Origin of the sequence: Sellimonas caecigallum, assembly GCF_019754295.1 — a bacterium.
Classification (GTDB): Bacteria; Bacillota; Clostridia; order Lachnospirales; family Lachnospiraceae; genus Sellimonas; species Sellimonas caecigallum.
Window position 1 is genome coordinate 1 of sequence record NZ_VIRV01000029.1, and the last position, 16806, is coordinate 16806.

Below are 16806 nucleotides of genomic sequence, written 5' to 3' on the forward strand. Positions count from 1 at the left end.
AAATTATATATATTTATCTTTTCATAATAATAAGTTATAATTGCCATACAAAGAACCGAAAAAGGAGGAAGCACATGCTTGACTTTCGCATATATACCTTTCTCGAAGTGTGCAAATACATGAACTTCACAAAAGCAGCGGAAAGTCTGCACATCACGCAACCTGCTGTCTCACAGCATATCCGCTATATTGAAGAATACTACGGTACCCGGCTTTTTTCTTTCCAAGGGAAACGCCCTGTGCTGACAGAAACCGGGAACTATCTTTTCCATGCTTTTACGACTTTGAGCCACGATCAGATCTATCTGAAGGAGACACTTGCCGCCATGGAAAAACAGCAGCCTTCTGTTGTCTTCGGAGTCACACTGACGATCGGGGAATTCGTCATGCCTCAATTTTTGATTTCTTATCAAAAACGGCATCCCGACACGACTCTCACGATGATCACAGCCAACACTCATGAACTACTTTCCCGTATATCGGACGGCGAGATCGACTTTGCCTTGGTGGAAGGTTATTTTGACAAGACACAGTACGACTACCTTACCTTCTCCTCCGAACCATATATCGCCGTCTCCGGAAGTCCTCTTCCGCACGGCGAACGTCCTGCCACTGTCCGTGATCTTCTTGGTCAAAAACTCATTATCCGGGAAGCCGGATCAGGCACAAGGGAGATCCTGGAGAAGTATTTGACTGCCCGGAATCTTTCTTTCTCAGATTTTTCGGGCATCTCCGAGATCGGAAATATCCACGCGCTGAAGTCTCTTGTGACTGCCGGCCTTGGCATCACTTTTGTTTACCGGTGCGCAGTCGAGGAAGAACTGAAAAATGGGACACTTTTTGATATCACACCAGAGGACTTCTCTGTCACTCACGATTTCACTCTGATCTGGCAGAAGGGAAGCATGTTTTCTTCCCGATACCACACACTTTTTGAAGAATGGAAAAAATAAAAAAATGAAAAATCTGTTTACTAAAATAAATATAAAAAGAGTTTTGAAAATCATGTTTGGAAATATCCTGATTACCGGTGCGTACGCTTTTATTACGGTGCCAAACAAGATCGTAAACGGAGGAGTCACGAGTTTTTCTATGGTTTTGGAAGAGTTCTCCTCCATTCCCATTACCTATTTTGTAGACTTTATTACCATCCTGCTCTTGATCTGCTGCTACATTTTTCTTGGGAAAACCTATTTTACCGGTACGATCCTGAGCTGTATTTGCTATCTTGTTTTCTTTTCCATCTTTCATGACACAGGTCTGTACCTTGTGATGAATCCGATCTTGTGCACGGTAATTGCCGGTGTGCTTGTGGGGATCGGATATTATTTCTGCATCAGCGCCAAGTCCACTGCTGTCGGTTTTGATGTCATCGCACTGATCCTGAATAAAAAAAATCCGAAAGTCAATATCGCACTTTGCATGTATACGATCAACGTGTGCGTATTGCTTTTCGGATTATTTGCATATAGAATGATATCAATCCTCATGGGGATTGGATTTACTTCCCCCAGTCTCTGACTTTAAATCATTTTTTGAAAAAAGCAGCGTAATCGTCGTTCCTTTTCCAACTTTACTTTCTGTCTTGATCCGGATTTGATGCATAGCCGCCCCATGTTTGACGATGGACAATCCAAGACCTGTTCCTCCTGTTTCCTTGGAGTGGCTTTTGTCTACCCGGTAAAACCGTTCATATATCCGCTCGATCTCTTCTTGAGGAATCCCGATTCCAGTGTCTTTTACGATGACTTTAGGCCCTTCCAGTGTATTTCCGACCCATACTTTGACGCTTCCGCCATCTTTGTTGTACTTCACGGCATTTTCACAAATATTCCAGATCATCTCGTCCAGTACACGATACACTCCCTCATAATAGACCGGTTCGCCGTTGAGTTCCATAGACACATGGTGCCTCTCTGCCATACGTTCCAGCCTGGAAATCGTATCCTCGCAGATCGAATAAAGATCCACTCTTTCGTGTTCCAGCCCTACTCCGCCTTCATCCAGCTTGGACAATTTGATGATATCTTCCACAAGGACGATCAGCCGGCTTGCCTCTTTATAGATGCGTTCTGCAAATCCCGGCATGTCTTCCGCCTTCACAAGCCCGCTTTTCATGATCTCAGCATACCCGGATATGGAAGTGAGGGGCGTTTTCAATTCGTGAGAAACATTGGCTGAAAATTCCCTTCTCATCCGCTCGTTCTTTTCCTTCTCTTTTCTCTGGCTTTCCATGCTGAGCAGCAGAGGTGTGAGCTCATCGTACACCTCGTTCTCAATCGGATGCTCCAGATCCAGCTCATTGATCGGCCTTACCAGACGAATGGCAAGCCATTTGGAAAGACGCCAGGCTACCACGATCAGCACTGCCGCAATCAGAGCCATGTACGGCAGGATGTCAACCGCTGTACGGCTCACGCTGTCCATCGGCTTTGCCACGCGGAGCACCGTCCCGTCATCCAGGAGAAGCGCGTAGTAAAAAAGCTCTTCCCCCACTGTATCCGACACCCTTGTATCTTGTCCATGCCCACTTTCCAGCGCCTCTTTTACTTCTTTTCGGTTTCTGTGGTTTTCATCCACCTTTTCATGTCCGTTGGAATCATAAAGCACCTCTCCGTTCGGAGCGATCTGAGTGACTCGCGTAGCCGTGTTAGCTGCATCCATTTCCTTTAAATAACCGCTTCCGGATATGTCGATTGCTGTCTTTATGTACTTTGCTTCCTGCCTCGCATCGTTTTCCATGATCTGAAGGGTATGGTTATATATGATCACGATCAGAAACGCATAAGCTGCAAGTAAGGTAAGGGCAATCATAAAAATCATATTTCTCTGAATCTTTTTTCTCATTCTTCTCCCTGCCCGTCGGTAATACGGTATCCGACACCTCTTACTGTCTCAATAACCTCGCCGGCTGTCCCCAGTTTCTGTCTCAGCGTCCGTATATGGACGTCCACCGTCCTCGTCTCTCCATCAAAATCATATCCCCAGATTTCTTCCAAAAGCCGGTCTCTCGTGAGTACGATCCCTTTATTGTGGATCAGTCTTTTTAGCATTTCGTATTCTTTCAGTGTGAGGCTTACACTTTTTCCCTCCACTTCCACCTCATGCTTTCTTTCATTTATGGTAATCTTTCCGGCTCTCAAAAGCTCTGCCTCTTCTTTTTTCTTTGTCCTTCGTAAAACTGCTTTGATCCTCGAAATCAGCTCCATCATACCAAACGGTTTGGCCACATAGTCATCTGCCCCGCTGTCGAGTCCGGACACTTTGTCGTATTCCGCACCTTTTGCAGTAACCATAATGACTGGAATATCTCTTGTCTTTTTGTCTTCTTTGAGCTTTTTCAGAATGGTTAAACCATCTTCCCCTGGCAGCATGATGTCGAGCAAAATAAGCTCTGGCAGACGCTCTGCCAAAGCTTTAAAAAAAACCTCTCCGTCTTCAAACCCTTCTGCTTCCATTCCAGTACTCGATAATGTGTATACTACCAGCTCCCTGATATTTCTGTCATCTTCTACACAATAGATCATTTCTATTCTCCTGCTTTCTCTCTGTCATGAATAGCCTGAGCTCCGTGGTGGTTTCCTGTGATAGAAAATTCTACCCACTCCGCAATGTTGGTCGCATGATCGCCGATACGTTCCAGATATTTTGTAACCATGATCTGATCGATGGCTTCCGCGCCTTCTTCTCCGTTTCCTTTTGCGATATAATCAATGATTTCTTGTCTTACTTTTTCAAACAGTCTATCAACTTCATCATCTGCCAGCATGACCTTTTTAGCCAGCATCATGTTCTGATCCACGTATGCCTGAACACTTTCTGTTACCATCTTCGCTGTTGCCTGTGCCATGACACCGATATCTTCATTCGGTTTTGCCTTTCCAAGCTTTGCTGTAAGCAAAATCTCTGCGATGTCGGATGCCTGATCTCCGATTCGCTCCATATCAGTGATCATCTTGAGAGCTGCGGAAATCTGGCGCAGATCTTTTGCAACCGGCTGCTGCTGTAAGAGCAGCTTCAGACAAAGACGCTCAATATCTTTTTCTGCCTGATCGATCTCTTCATCTGCCAGAATTACCTCTCTTGCCTGCTCTTCTTTTCCTTCCAGGATCGCCTCTGTGGCCTTTGTGATGGCGATCTCACAAAGTTCGCCCATATGGATCAGCTGTTCTTTCAGAGAATCAAGCTGCATATCGAATTTGTTTCTCATTCTTAACCGAACCTCCCTGTAATATAATCTTCTGTTCTTTTGTCGGACGGGATAGAGAATAATTTTTCCGTATTATTGTACTCGATCATTTCTCCAAGCAGGAAGAACGCTGTGTTATCCGAAATACGCACTGCCTGCTGCATGTTATGTGTAACCATAACAATAGTATAATCTTTTTTGAGGTCTGCCGCAAGGTCTTCGATCTTAGACGTGGAGATCGGATCCAGCGCGGATGTCGGCTCATCCATAAGAAGCACTTCCGGCTCTACCGCCAATGCTCTTGCGATGCAAAGTCTCTGCTGCTGTCCGCCGGACATGCCAAGAGCGCTTTTTTTCAATCTGTCTTTTACTTCATCCCAGATTGCCGCATTCCGAAGTGACTTCTCTACGATATCATCCAATTTGGATTTGGAATGGATACCGTGTGTACGAGGCCCGTAAGCAATATTGTCGTAAATGCTCATCGGGAACGGGTTCGGTTTCTGGAAAACCATCCCCACACGCTTTCTAAGCGTATTTACATCTGTTGACTTTGCATATATATCCTGCCCGTCCAGAAGGATTTTCCCCTGGATCCTGCATCCTTCCACAAGGTCATTCATTCTGTTAAGCGATTTCAAAAGCGTCGATTTTCCACATCCGCTCGGCCCAATGAATGCCGTGATCTTATTTGCCTCAATTTCCAGATTCACATTTTTCAGCGCCTGAAAACTGCCATAAAACAAATCCATGTCCTTTATATCAATTTTGCCCATCGTTATTTCCCCTTTGTAAGTTTTCTCGCAACAAATGCAGATAATGTGTTCATTCCAACTACCAGTATAAGCAGAATGACCGCAGTCGCGTATGCCTGATCCATATATAATCCTTCACTGGAAAGATTGTACATGTGAAGTGCCAGTGTACGTCCGGCATCCATCGGCGTCTTCGCCATATCAGGAACCGTACCAGATGTATACATCAGCGCAGCCGTCTCTCCCATGATACGCCCGATAGCAAGGATGACACCTGCCATGATACCTGGAATTGCGGACGGCAGTACAATTCGGAAAATGGTACGCAGTTTGCCTGCCCCAAGTCCAAAACTTCCTTCCCGGTATGTATCCGGAACAGACTTCAACGCTTCTTCTGTCGTTCTCATGATCAGCGGAAGGATCATGATAGACATAGTAAATGCACCTGCCAAGATCGAGTATCCCCATCCAAGAGCTGTAACGAAAAACAACATACCGAACAAACCATATACGATGGACGGAATACCGGAAAGCGTCTCTGTAGTAAGACGGATCAGGCCGATAAAACGGTTTCCTTTTTTCGCATATTCCACAAGAAAGATAGCAGAAAAAATACCAAAAGGTACTGCAATGATCAGAGAAAGCAGTGTCATAATAACTGTATTGATAAGTGCCGGCATCAGCGATGCATTTTCAGTCGTGTATTCCAATGCAAAAAGTTCCGGTTTAATGTGCGGAAGTCCATTGATCAGAATATAGGCCAGCAGGAATAAAAGCACAACAAACGTAATGACTGCGGCTGCATACACAAGTATTTTCAGTATGATGCTTTCTATTTTTCTTCCCTTAGTCATTGTCATTCCTCCTGTTTAACAAGGATACACAGAGATTGATGATAAGAATGAACACAAAGAGTACAACAGCTGTTGCGATCAACGCTTCTCTGTGAAGATCCGCTGCATATCCCATTTCCATAACAATATTAGTCGTCATCGTACGAAGTCCGCGGAAAATACCCTGCGGCATCTGCGGCTGGTTGCCGGCTACCATGATAACAGCCATTGTCTCTCCAATAGCACGGCCGATTCCAAGCACGACTCCGGCGATCACACCAGACTTTGCCGCTGGAATCACAATACGGAAGATTGTTCGCTCCTTTGTAGCACCAAGTGCAAGAGAACCTTCATAATACTGTTCCGGCACACTTCTCATATTGGATTCTGTCACTCCGATGATAGTCGGAAGAATCATAATCCCAAGGATGATAGACGCAGCCAGCATACTGTTCCCACCATTTCCCCGAATGCCGTGTGTATTAATATAGTCACGAACAAGAGGTACAATGACAACGAGCCCGAAAAATCCGTAAACAACAGACGGAATCCCGGCCAGAAGTTCCGTGGCGGATTTTAATACCGGATAGATCTTCTTCGGACAATAATGAGCCATAAATACAGATGTAAAAATACCAATCGGAACGCCAATTATGATTGCTCCGGCTGTGACATAAATACTTCCCAGTATAAATGGGAGAATACCGTATATATTATTGCCCGGTCTCCATGTCTGTCCTGTCAGAAAATCAAGAAAACCGATCTCTTTCATTGCCGGAATACCATTTGCAAATAAGAAAATGCAGATCAGCGCTACCGCCAAAATAGACGCACAGGCAGCAAGGAGAAATACTCCCTGCATGCCCTTTTCTTTCCAGTTCTTCATATTATTTTGTTACCTCATCCCATGTAAGTGTTTTACCTGTGAAGATTCCTTTTACCTGATCTACCGTGAGATCATCCACGCTGTTTGCGTTATTTACGATGACTGCAATACCGTCTGTTGCAATGACTGTTCCAACAGCTCCCTGAGATGTTTCAGAATCTTTGAGTTCTCTGGACGCCATACCGATATCGCTTGTTCCATTAATGGCATCTGTCACTCCTGTTGTGGAGTCGCTTGTCTGGATCTGGATGTCTGCATCCGGGTTTAATGCCTGATATGCTTCAGCAAGTTTTTCCATTACCGGAGATACAGAAGAAGATCCGGATACTGCCACTTTTCCGCTCACACCGCTTGCTGCATATTCTGTCGTTGTATCAAGCGGGATATATCCTTCTTCTGCCACAACTTCCTGACCCTGTTTGCTTAAAATAAAGTTGATAAAATCCTGAGCTTCTTCACTGACACCATCTTTTGTCACAATATTGAACGGACGGGATACTTTGTAAGAACCATTTTTGATGTTGTCTGCTGTCGCTTCTGCACCGTCAATCTTCACTGCCTTTACATCGTCATTGAGAGATCCGAGAGATACATAGCCGATCGCATTTTCATCTCCTGACACTGTTGTGAGCATTACAGATGTATTGTTTGTTACCGTCGCATCTGTTGTTGTCTGGTCTACCTTTTCTCCGTCAACTTCTTCCTCTACTCCAAAAAGTTCTACGAACGCTCCTCTTGTACCGGAACCTTCTTCACGGGAAATTACAGAAATGTTTGCGCCTCCTGCACTATTTCCTTCATCGCTGCTTCCGCATCCTGCTGCGAAAGACATTACCATTACTGCTGCTGCCATAACTGCTGCGATTTTCTTAAATTTCATATTTTTTCTCTCCCTTTAATTCGATTTTTAACATTTTCTTTGTTTTCCTTGTCGACAGGCATATCATACACGAGTAATGTTAAATCTTCTTTCGTCTTTTAGTTAAATCTATGTAAAATATCATTCCCCGTTATTTTTAAAACAATACTTGTCATCAGTACTGCGCAATGCTAGAATGGAAAAAGATTGGTTTTAACATATTAAAGGGGGAAAAGAGTATGGCTTTTACAAAGTCAAAAAAGCAAACTGTCATCAGCACAGCCTACGCTCTGGCCGGATGTATCCTTTTTGCTGCAGGAGTCAATCTTTTTATTACTCCTCTGGCACTTTACAACGGAGGATTCATGGGTATCGCACAGCTCATCCGTACATTTCTGTCTTCCGTATTTCATCTTTCTTTTGGACAGACCGACATCGCAGGTATCATCTACTTTCTTTTGAACATTCCGCTGATCTTCCTTGCATGGAAGATGGGACGAGGATTTTTCTTCCGCACAATGATCACGATTGTCGTTCAGACTGCGGCACTTACGCTGATCCCGGTTCCAAAGGAACCTATTATAGAGGATTATCTTACGGCATGTATCATCGGCGGTCTCATATCCGGAGTCGGATCAGGCTTTGTGCTAAGAGGGGGAAGCTCCGGAGGCGGACAGGACATCCTTGGACTGTATTTCACAAAGAAATTCCGCAACTTCAGTGTAGGAAAGATGTCTCTGATCATCAATTTCTTCGTATACGGAGTCTGCCTCTGCCTGTTTGATCTGATGATCGTGATCTACTCTCTCATCTACGGTGTCATTTACTCCGTGGCATGCGACAGGGTACATATCCAGAACATCAATATGAGTGTCATGATCTTTACCAAAAAGCTCGGCATCTCAAAGGCCATCATGGACGGTATGGGGCGCGGAGTAACCAACTGGGACGGCGCAGGAGCCTACACAAACGAGACTTCCTATATTTTATTTGTCATGATCTCCAAATATGAAGTGAACGAACTCAAACAGATTGTAAAATCCATTGATCCTAACGCCTTCATGATTTTTACAGAAGGCTGCTCTGTAGATGGGAACTTTGAAAAACGGCTGTGAAAAACACAGCCGTTTTTAATTTTACATGATTAACTTTCCTGATCTTTCATCTGCTGTATTCCGCTATTTGCTATCAGCATAACTTGCTCTCATTTGCGGTCAGCTTAAAACGGCAGCCAAGTACTTCCGCCGCCCTTTTACACATAAGCATCCGATCCAAAAAAATTTCAAAATAATCCATGACAGTACACATACTGTCGTCCAGCTCCAAACTCATCTCGATAACTTTTTTATCTTTTTTTATATCCAACTTTGATGACAGTACTGCATAGTTGACTCTGTCATGCTGATCAAAAGATGACGGAAACTGATTCTGGACCCTGTTTCTCCTTACATCTGTCTTATCCGCCAGAATCAAAGCTGCCGATACTACATCCACTGCTGTCCCTGTTGCTTCGTCGTGATTTCCAATGGCAGTCATGACTGTAATTCTTTCCTCAATCGGCATCCCAAGCTCTTTCAAAAGCTGATACGCCATGACCGCCCCTGTCTGAGCATGATTGTGACGATTAACTCCATTTCCAATATCATGCATGTATCCTGCAATTCTTGCCAAAGAAATCTCGCGTTTTCCAAAGCCCAAACTTTCCAGTATATTTCCGGCTCTTCTTGCAACTGTCGACGCATGCTGTCTGGAATGTTCTGTATATCCAAGAGCTTTTAGTACCTGATTTCCGTGTTCAATCAGCTTGCCAATCTCTTTATTTTCTTTTACATTTTTAAATGTCACATTCTTGTACCTGTTTCCCAATTTACTTCCTTCTTTCTCTATAATCTTTCTGCTGCATCCATCGCCAGTTGAGAACGCTCACATTCTGTCTGTTTCATACTGATCTGCCAGCACAAAGGACTCCCCTTCATATGCTCTGCAGCGTAACTGATTCCGTTTGTACGGGCATCCAGAAACGGCCGGTCTATCTGATTGGGATCTCCAAGAAGTACGATTTTCGTCTCTTTTCCCGCCCTTGTAATAATACCTTTAACCTGGGCGGGCGTCATATTCTGAGCTTCATCAATGATCAGATATGTCTTGGCGATGGACCGTCCTCGGATAAAATTTAGTGCCTGAGTCTGGATAATCCCTCTTTCAAACATCTCGTCGATCTTATCTTTCAGCTCATTCTCGTCTTCATACCTCTTCCGCTCATCGGAATCGACAAGCTGTTCCAAATTGTCCAGCACCGGCCGCAGCAGTGGAGAAATTTTCTCCTGCTCATCTCCCGGCAAAAATCCGATATCATCGTCAAACTGTGCATTAGGTCTGCATACAAGTATTCTCCGATATTCTCCTGTAGGGTTGTTGATCATTTTTTCCAGTCCCACTGCCAGAGAATAAAACGTCTTGCTTGTACCTGCCGATCCTTTAATAATCACGAGGGGCGCTTTCTCCGCCGGCTGCATTAACGCCTCCTGCATAAAGTACTGGCCGACATTTCTGGGCCTGATCCCAAACGGTTCCGATTTTCGGTATTCCAGTTTTCGTATGATCCCATTTTCCACTCTTCCCAGATGAGTCTTTTTGCTGGACTGATCTGCTCTGATAATAAGAAACTCATTCTCGAACAATTCCGGTATATACATATTTCCTGTTTCGTCTACACAATATACTTTTTCTGTCGGGATTCCTTTTTTCTTGAATTCTTTAAAGTCTTCTTCACTCGCATATACTTCGGTTCTGCCTTGATACTGTTCCTTGTGTTCTGCCACTTGATCCGTCATAAAATCTTCCGCTTTGATTCCTAATATCTGCGCTTTAATGCGAAGAAGAATATCTTTCGTGATAAGGACCACTTCTTTTGTATTCTTTTCTTTGAGTCCTTTGCATACTTTCAGAATACGATTGTCCGATTTATGCTCCGGCATATCTGGAGGCAGTTCCACACCCAGATAATTTTTCTCCACCCGCAAGTATCCTCCATTGTCCATCCTCACACCGTCAACAAGGCTGCCACTGCTTCTCAGAACTTCCAGGCATCGTATTACTTCCCGGACATTGCGTCCCTTTTCTAATTCATTGACCGCCCTTATCATACTTGATTCGTATTAAGTCTTCTCTTGATAATATGTTAGATGTATGTAAAAAGCTTTCTTAGTAAAAGAAAAAACATCCTTGCCCAACTTGCAAGGATGTTTTTCTTCTTTCTATATGCATTTTATGTAAAATGTTCTATCCGATCAGACTTTGGAGTTCAGTATACGGAAGTCCAAAGCTTTCTGCCACATTTCGGCACGTCAGTTTTCCTTCGTACGTGTTGACCCCTGATGCCATGACCGGATTTCTCCGGCATGCTTCCTCAAGTCCATGCTCCGCAATAGCAAGACCGTAGCGAAGTGTCGCGTTCGTAAGGGCGATCGTAGATGTCCGCGGCACGGCCCCAGGCATATTTCCTACACAATAGTGCACGATTCCATCCACTTCATAAATCGGGTCGTCATGGTACGTGACTTTTGTCGTCTCACAGCATCCGCCTTGATCCACTGCCACATCCACGATAACACTTCCAGGCCTCATCTCTTTTAAATACTTGCGTTTCATAAGCTTAGGCGCCGCTTTTCCCGGGATAAGAACACTTCCAATGACCAGATCTGCATCTTTTATGGCATTTTCGATATTTGTATCAGTGCTGACCAGCGTCTGAATACGGGCTCCGAAAATATCATCAAGATAAGCAAGTCTCTGCAGATTGATATCCAGGATGGTTACATTTGCTCCCATTCCGACCGCGATCTTGCAGGAATTGGTCCCGACAGATCCGCCTCCCAGTATCACGACATTGGCTTTCGGCGTACCTGGCACTCCGGAAAGCAAAACACCGGATCCTCCATATGTCTTCTCCAGATATTTTGCTCCTTCCTGGACGCTCAGGCGTCCTGCAATCTGGCTCATCGGCGCCAGTAGTGGGATGCTTCCGTCCTTCTCGATCAGCGTCTCATATGCAAATCCCCGCATTCCGGATGCAAGCATGGCATCTGTGAGAGGCCTGTCCGCTGCAAGATGAAGGTAAGTAAAGAGAATCAGATCCTTCCGGAAATACACATATTCTTCCGGAAGCGGTTCTTTGACTTTGACCATCATGTCCACGCCGTCCCACACTTCTTTTGCCGATCCGCAGAGTCTGGCTCCTGCCTTTTCGTACTCTTCGTCCGAAAAACCAGATCCGACCCCTGCCCCTTGTTCGATCCAAACGTCATGTCCGGCATTCACATAGCTTTTCACATTGTCCGGTATCATTCCTACACGATACTCTCTGTTTTTGATTTCTTTCACGCAGCCGATCTTCATGATTGTCCTCCTCTTCTCTGATATGAACTTGTTTGCAGCTTCCTTTCTATCCCCTCATCACAGTTTCAATGTCTTCCACTGTCCGCGGAATATCTTTTGATAAATTCCTGCATCCGTCTTCTGTTATGAGACAGTTGTCCTCAAGCCGGAATCCGATCCCCCACTCTTCATGGTAGATACCAATATCGATACAGAATACCATTCCAGGTCTGATGATGGCATCTCTTGCATTTACCATATCATGGACGTCGAATCCGATATGGTGCGCACCTCCATGCCACATATACGTCCCGATATCTTCATAGTTTTTGCAGACGCCAGCTTCTTTGAGCTGTTCAAAGTTGTACCTCCGGATCGTGGCGTCCACTTCCCTCATCGGGATGCCCGGCTTCAGCATCTGGAACATGTATTCCGATGTCCGGTACTGACATTCAAAGAGAAGTTTCTGCCTTTCTGTAAATTTCCCGTTGCATGGCCATCCTCTGGATACGTCTGTGATCTCATGATCCCAGACAGCTCCCACATCATTGAGGATGATATCCCCGTCCATAGCCTGTCCGCTGTAGCTATAATAATGGATACAAAAATTATTTTTTCCGGCACTGATAATGGATGGGAATCCCGGCTGCAAAACACCATGCTGTGCCAGCGCATAGTCAAATTCTGCTTTGTACTGATATTCATACATGCCTGGTTTTGAGTGCTGCATCATAGCTATGATCCCTGCTTTCGTGATCTCTTCCGCCTTCTCAAGCGCTTTGATCTCACAAGGTTTTTTGATGAGCCTTAACTCTTTTAAAATCGGAAGAGCATTCCGAATCTGGATATTCGGATACTCTTTCAGCATCCAAGCCGCCAGCTGATCCGCCTGACTGTCAATACACTGCCCTTTCATACGGTCAATATCCAGATACAGATTTCGGATCCGTCCAGAAGAGAGCAGTTCCTTCAAATCCTGCTCAAACTCTCCCACGCTGGAAAAACTGTGGACTTCTGAGACAGACTCGGCCTCCTCCGGCTTGATTCTTCGCCCGGTCCAGCGCTCTTCCATCGCATCCGGCGGAAGGATATAAAGCTTTTCACGTACACTTCCTCCGTCCTTTTCCATCACCAAAATCGTCTCTTTTTGTTCGACTCCTGTGAGATAGACAAAATTTCGGTTTGCGAAAAATCCATAGTCTTCATCGCTGGATTTTCGGATCGCGCGCCCGCTGAAAAAAATTGCTGCACTTTGGTCCTCCACCTGGTTCATCAATGCCTCTCTGTTTTCTTTGTAAAACTTTGACTCCATCTTGCTAATTCCCTCCTGTCGTAGTCTCTGTCTTCATTATAGCTCTGATTCGGAAAGCTTTGCAAGTGCAACTGCAAACGCATTGTTAAGAGGTTGTTCAGCCTCTTTTTTCTGCTGTTTTAAATAACGCTGCACATCTTTTTTGCTGACATCTTTCCCTTCCTTTTTTCTCCTCGCCTCAAATGCCGCCATCTTCTCTTTGTGTCCGCAGGCACAGACAAAAGTCTGGTTTTCACCTTTACCATAAAGTTCCATCCGCTTATGGCAAACCGGACATCTGGCATTCGTTGTCCGGGATACTGTCTCTTTGTACCCGCATTCTCTGTCCTGGCAGACGAGCATCTTGCTGTTTTTTCCGTTTACGGCCAGCATTCTTTTTCCGCAGCGCGGGCATTTTGTGTTGGTCATATTATCATGGCGGAATGTTCCCTCGTTTGTCCGGATATCTTCCATGAGATCAACTGTATACTGACTGATTTCTTTCATAAAAGCACCTTTTTTCCGTTTGCCTTTTGAGATACCCAAAAGCTGTTCTTCCCACTTTGCTGTCAGTTCCGGTTTTTTCAAATCTTCCGGCACAAGCTTCAAAAGCTGTTTTCCTTTGGAAGTGATGAACAGGTCGTTTCCCTTCTTTTCCATGAAAAATGTATGGAAGAGTTTTTCAATGATATCCGCCCTTGTGGCCACAGTGCCAAGTCCGCCTTTTTCCATAGCTGTGAGAAGCGTGGCTTCATTGTATGGTGCAGGCGGTTTCGTCTTTCCTTCTGTCCGCTCACACCGCGTGATCCGGATTTTCTGTCCTTCCTGAAGTTCCGGAAGAGACTGGTTTCGGATTTCTTCCTCTTCCATGTCTTCTGTTTCGTTGTTTTCGTATACCGCCCGGAATCCTTGCTCTTTGATCTTTTCTCCCTTGGCTGCAAATTGTTCTCCCGCTGCCGTTCCTTTTACTGTGATCTGCTCATACTCCGCAGGCGGATAAAGTACCGCAAGAAAACGTCTCACTACAAGGTCGTAAATCTTTCGTTCTTCATTGGTCATATGTGTAAGATCCACATACTGTTCCGTCGGAATGATGGCATGATGATCGCTCACTTTGCTGTCATCCACAAACCGCTTGCTTGCCTTAATCTTGCCGGATATCAGGACAGATGCCGCCTTCCGGTAAGGTCCGGTGCCGCATGCCTGCAGCCGTTCTTTTAAAGTCGGTACGATATCGGAACTTAAATATCTTGAGTCCGTCCTCGGATATGTCAGGACTTTGTGATGTTCATACAAGCGCTGCATAATATTCAATGTCTCTTTTGCCGAAAAGCCGAATCGTTTGTTTGCATCCCTCTGAAGTTCTGTCAGGTCATAAAGAGCCGGAGCATATGTTTTTTTCGCTTTCTTCTCCACTTTTTCCAAAGTGACAGACTCCCCTCTTACCTCTTCTAGGATCCTTTCTATCCTGTCTTTGTCAAAACTTCTCGTGCTACCGGATTTTCTGTCCTGCCATGTAAAGCAAATACCGTCCCCATAGACCTTGATCCCGTAATATCCCTTCGGGACAAACGTCCGTATTTCCTCTTCCCTTTTTCCGATCATGGCCAAAGTCGGGGTCTGTACCCGTCCGCAGGACAACTGTGCATTGTACTTGCATGTCAGCGCTCTCGTTGCGTTGATGCCCACGAGCCAGTCCGCCTCTGCTCTCGCCTCCGCCGCATCGTAAAGATTCTGATATTCTCTGCCGTCTTTGAGCGCCTTGAATCCTTCCCGTATCGCTTTATCTGTGACAGAAGAAATCCAAAGTCTCTTGACAGGTTTCGTATTTTTTGCTTTTTCCAGGATCCATCTGGCCACCAACTCGCCTTCCCGCCCGGCGTCCGTCGCGATAATGATCTCGCCTACCTCTTTCCGATGGATCTGGCTTTTCACTGCCTGATATTGTCTGGACGTCTGTTTTATGACGCTCAGCTTCCAATACTTCGGCATCATCGGGAGTACATCCATCTTCCACTCTTTCCATGCATCCGTATATTCTTCCGGATCTGCCAAAGTGACAAGGTGTCCAAGACCCCAGGTAACAATATACTTTTCCCCTTCGATTGCTCCTTGCCCATTTTTTTTACAATTCAATACCCTGGCAATATCTCTTGCCACGGATGGTTTTTCTGCGATTACAAGTGATTTCATTGTTCCCTCCATTTCGTTGGTTTGCGGCAGTCGACAGAAAGAAAGGGTACTGCCATTATGCAATACCCTTTTCTCTTCATACAAAACCGCGCTGCTACTCTCTTTGTCTTAGCAGTTCTTCTCTCCTTTTTATTTCTTCTTCCTCCAGGCATGCCAAGATTGCTTCGTTTAATGACAGCATCTTGTCGTCCAGCTCGGAAACCATTTTGGCACATTCCTGCAGCTCTTTGCTTATGTATTCCGGTGCATTTCCTTCAAACTTATAGTAAATCTTATGTTCCAGGCTTGCCCAGAAATCCATGGCAATCGTCCGGATCTGGATCTCTACCTTCGTATCTACCACGCTATCTGTTAGATAGATCGGGACAGATACAAGCATATGATAACTTTTATATCCGCTTTCCTTTGGATGTCTGATATAATCTTTAATGGACAGTACTTTCAGGTCGCTCTGGTTTCCGATCATCTCAGCCAGCCTGTATATATCCGATGTAAATGAACAGATCAATCTCACTCCGGCAATGTCGTTTACATATTTTACCATATTTTCAATGGAGCTTTCATGTCCCTGTCTTTTTAACTTCTTGACGATACTTTCCGGTGTCTTGATCCTCGTCTTAATGTGCTCGATAGGATTATAGCGATGTACATGCTGAAACTCATCATTGAGTATTTCCAGTTTTGTACCTACTTCTTTCAGAGCTGCATTGTAAAGAAACATGACGGTTTTCCAACTGTCCACATCCTCATATCTCTTCAGGTTCATACTTCCACCTCTCAGTGATTTTCCTTTCGTAGTATATCACAATCTATCGTGCGGTGTCAGTTTTTTCAATGGTTTTTAATAAATTATTTATAATTTATTTCAATCTGGCACATTTTCATTGTGCATAATGCCGAATCATGGCTCTGTGGTGTGACTCCGGCGCAGCAGGAAGCATCTGCCGCCACCGTTATTTCCGGAACATAAGCTTTTACAAGCAATGCGTTGGAAACGACACAGATATCTGTACAAAGCCCGATGAATTCCACCCGGTCATAGCCGCCATCCCGTATGTATGATGCAAGGTCTATGCTTCCAAAGGACGGTTTGTCAAAGATCCTGCGTCCCTTTGTATACTCCTGGAGTTCCGGGATGATTTCCCATCCTTCGGTTCCCCGGATGCAGTGCTTGACCGGAAGATTTCTTCCCTCCTGTGTCATCAAATAGTTCTCTTCGTGGGTGTCTCTCGTAAACACAATTTCCTTGTTATCCTGCTCATAGGATTCTATTTTTTTTCTTGCATTCTGGACGATTTCCTGCGCCTCTTTCGTCCCCAGGCTTCCTGTCACAAAATCGTTCTGTATATCTACCACGACAAGCAGTTCTTTCATGATTTTCCCTCTCCTTTCCTGTCTTTGTAAATATTGTACCAAGTCGCTA

17 protein-coding genes are annotated in these 16806 nt (G+C 44.9%); 3 read left to right on the forward strand and 14 right to left on the reverse strand.

What is annotated here, in order from left to right; all coding sequences use genetic code 11:
• Window positions 1–74 precede the first annotated feature (74 nt).
• A complete protein-coding gene (locus tag FLB61_RS12275; RefSeq protein ID WP_087200984.1) occupies window positions 75–953 on the forward strand; it encodes a LysR family transcriptional regulator in 879 nt (292 codons plus the stop codon).
• A gap of 52 nt (window positions 954–1005) precedes the next feature.
• Complete coding sequence (locus tag FLB61_RS12280; RefSeq protein ID WP_246599234.1) at window positions 1006–1521, forward strand: YitT family protein; 516 nt, start codon at window positions 1006–1008, stop codon at window positions 1519–1521.
• Here the strand turns inward: FLB61_RS12280 and FLB61_RS12285 are convergent.
• From FLB61_RS12285 to FLB61_RS12315, 7 genes are read right to left on the reverse strand one after another with little or no spacing between them, the layout of a single operon-like run.
• Complete coding sequence (locus FLB61_RS12285) at window positions 1480–2847, reverse strand: sensor histidine kinase (protein ID WP_221920359.1); 1368 nt, start codon at window positions 2845–2847, stop codon at window positions 1480–1482. The two genes, FLB61_RS12280 and FLB61_RS12285, sit on opposite strands and share 42 nt — an antisense overlap.
• A complete protein-coding gene (locus tag FLB61_RS12290) occupies window positions 2844–3527 on the reverse strand; it encodes a winged helix-turn-helix domain-containing protein (RefSeq protein ID WP_087200990.1) in 684 nt (227 codons plus the stop codon). Before FLB61_RS12290 ends, FLB61_RS12285 begins: the two co-directional genes overlap by 4 nt.
• 2 nt (window positions 3528–3529) lie before the next feature.
• Window positions 3530–4210, reverse strand: coding sequence for a phosphate signaling complex protein PhoU (phoU, locus tag FLB61_RS12295; RefSeq protein WP_087200992.1), 681 nt, complete (start codon window positions 4208–4210; stop codon window positions 3530–3532).
• Window positions 4211–4212: 2 nt separating this feature from the next.
• Entirely contained in the window at window positions 4213–4965 is a 753-nt protein-coding gene (pstB, locus tag FLB61_RS12300; RefSeq protein WP_087200994.1) for a phosphate ABC transporter ATP-binding protein PstB, read from the reverse strand.
• Between the two features lie 2 nt (window positions 4966–4967).
• Window positions 4968–5798: a phosphate ABC transporter permease PstA gene (gene pstA, locus FLB61_RS12305; protein WP_246599235.1), complete on the reverse strand. Its 831-nt coding sequence runs from the start codon at window positions 5796–5798 to the stop codon at window positions 4968–4970.
• Window positions 5791–6663, reverse strand: coding sequence for a phosphate ABC transporter permease subunit PstC (gene pstC / locus FLB61_RS12310; RefSeq protein WP_087200999.1), 873 nt, complete (start codon window positions 6661–6663; stop codon window positions 5791–5793). Before pstC ends, pstA begins: the two co-directional genes overlap by 8 nt.
• A 1-nt stretch (window position 6664) precedes the next feature.
• A complete protein-coding gene (locus FLB61_RS12315) occupies window positions 6665–7543 on the reverse strand; it encodes a substrate-binding domain-containing protein (protein WP_221920360.1) in 879 nt (292 codons plus the stop codon).
• Window positions 7544–7761: 218 nt separating this feature from the next.
• On the opposite strand from FLB61_RS12315, the gene FLB61_RS12320 reads away from it, so the two are divergent.
• Window positions 7762–8637, forward strand: a complete 876-nt coding sequence (locus tag FLB61_RS12320) for a YitT family protein (protein WP_221920361.1) — start codon at window positions 7762–7764, stop codon at window positions 8635–8637.
• A 73-nt stretch (window positions 8638–8710) separates the two neighbouring features.
• Here FLB61_RS12320 and FLB61_RS12325 read toward each other — a convergent pair whose 3' ends face one another.
• The 7 genes from FLB61_RS12325 to FLB61_RS12355 all read right to left on the reverse strand — a co-directional run bounded on the left by FLB61_RS12325 (window position 8711) and on the right by FLB61_RS12355 (window position 16757).
• The gene (locus FLB61_RS12325; RefSeq protein ID WP_087211015.1) at window positions 8711–9388 is read right to left on the reverse strand and encodes an HD domain-containing protein; all 678 of its coding nucleotides are present in this window, start codon (window positions 9386–9388) and stop codon (window positions 8711–8713) included.
• 17 nt (window positions 9389–9405) lie between these two features.
• Window positions 9406–10668, reverse strand: coding sequence for a PhoH family protein (locus FLB61_RS12330; protein WP_221920362.1), 1263 nt, complete (start codon window positions 10666–10668; stop codon window positions 9406–9408).
• 136 nt (window positions 10669–10804) lie between these two features.
• Window positions 10805–11920 carry an alanine dehydrogenase gene (gene ald / locus FLB61_RS12335; protein WP_221920363.1) on the reverse strand — a complete coding sequence of 372 codons (1116 nt, stop codon included), beginning with the start codon at window positions 11918–11920 and terminating at the stop codon, window positions 10805–10807.
• A 46-nt stretch (window positions 11921–11966) separates the two neighbouring features.
• The gene (locus FLB61_RS12340) at window positions 11967–13211 is read right to left on the reverse strand and encodes an aminopeptidase P N-terminal domain-containing protein (RefSeq protein ID WP_087211010.1); all 1245 of its coding nucleotides are present in this window, start codon (window positions 13209–13211) and stop codon (window positions 11967–11969) included.
• 36 nt (window positions 13212–13247) lie between these two features.
• Window positions 13248–15383, reverse strand: a complete 2136-nt coding sequence (locus tag FLB61_RS12345; protein ID WP_221920364.1) for a DNA topoisomerase III — start codon at window positions 15381–15383, stop codon at window positions 13248–13250.
• Window positions 15384–15477: 94 nt separating this feature from the next.
• Complete coding sequence (locus tag FLB61_RS12350; protein WP_087201015.1) at window positions 15478–16149, reverse strand: GTP pyrophosphokinase; 672 nt, start codon at window positions 16147–16149, stop codon at window positions 15478–15480.
• A gap of 83 nt (window positions 16150–16232) precedes the next feature.
• Window positions 16233–16757 carry a cysteine hydrolase family protein gene (locus tag FLB61_RS12355; protein ID WP_221920365.1) on the reverse strand — a complete coding sequence of 175 codons (525 nt, stop codon included), beginning with the start codon at window positions 16755–16757 and terminating at the stop codon, window positions 16233–16235.
• Between the last annotated feature and the right edge of the window lie 49 nt (window positions 16758–16806).